The sequence below is a fragment of the Pararobbsia alpina genome (assembly GCF_902859895.1).
GTDB classification, from domain to species: domain Bacteria; phylum Pseudomonadota; class Gammaproteobacteria; order Burkholderiales; family Burkholderiaceae; genus Pararobbsia; species Pararobbsia alpina.
In genome coordinates, this window is the sequence record NZ_CADIKM010000164.1 from 1 (window position 1) to 1,183 (window position 1,183).

General features: G+C 57.7%; 1 protein-coding gene. It reads right to left on the minus strand.

Annotated elements, in window-relative coordinates:
* Window positions 1-149 precede the first annotated feature (149 nt).
* Window positions 150-1,112, minus strand: a complete 963-nt coding sequence (locus HV670_RS30050; protein ID WP_175108548.1) for an IS5 family transposase — start codon at window positions 1,110-1,112, stop codon at window positions 150-152.
* Window positions 1,113-1,183: the final 71 nt, after the last annotated feature.

The window sequence follows — 1,183 nt, forward strand, 5'->3', positions numbered from 1 at the left end:
CTAGGGATGGTGTTCAAAACAAGAGCATCGATTTCACACTGACAACGCCAAGCCCATCAGGCGAATTCGATGAAACGTCGAATCCAATTTCGAGGTGGTTTGCGGCATAGACACAGTACGCGTAGTGCACGCGCGCCGTTGCAGCGAGCTCACACAACGCCTTTCAGAATTCGGTGGCGCGTCATCCATAGATTGCTCAACGCGAACAGCGTATGCAACTGCTGTGTATTCTTCATCAGCCCACGGTAGCGCACCTTCACATGACCAAACTGCCGCTTGATGACGCGAAACGGGTGTTCGACCTTCGCTCGAATGCTCGCCTTGAGCCGCTCGCATTCATCGAGCAGCCTGCCCACCTCAGAGCCCTTGTTCAAGGCTCGACGCTTACCCGGACGCATCGCGATATGCCAGCGCGCCTTCACGTCGTGCATTTCCTCGCGTTTGTCAGCACCCTGGTAGCCTGCATCGCCGAACACCTGCGTTTCCTCGCCGCGCAGTAGCGCGCGAGCCTGCGTGACATCGTGAACGTTGGCGGACGTCCCCACCACCGTATGGACCAGGCCCGAGTCGGCATCCACGCCGATATGGCACTTCATGCCAAAATGCCACTCGTTGCCCTTCTTCGTCTGATGCATTTCCGGGTCGCGCTTGCCGTCCCGATTCTTGGTCGAACTCGGCGCCGCAATCAGCGTCGCATCAACCGCTGTGCCTTCCTTGAGCAGGTACCCCTTCGCGCCCAATTGGGTGTTCACGGTTTGCAGAAATTGTTCGGCCAGTTTGTGCTGTTCCAGCAAATGCCGGAATCTCAGGATGCTGACCCGGTCAGGCAGGCGACTCATGCCACCGAGCCCCGCGAACTCGCGGTACAGCGGAATGTCGTAAAGCGCTTCTTCCATCGCCACATCGCTCAAGCCAAACCATTGCTGGAGGAAGTGAATGCGCAACATCGCTTCGGCAGCAAACGGCTTGCGCCCTGTCGCCTTGAGCGGGGCATGCGGCGTAATCAGTGCCACGAAATCCTTCCATGGCACCACGCGCTCCATCTCGTCAAGGAACGCTCGCTTGCGCGTGCGCCGGTTACTCAAATCGAGGTTCAGGTCGGCTTGTTTCATGCCCTCATTCTGCCAAGCATTCCAGCCTTTGAAAATCTGGGCGCTCAACCGTTTTGAACACCATCCCTAGA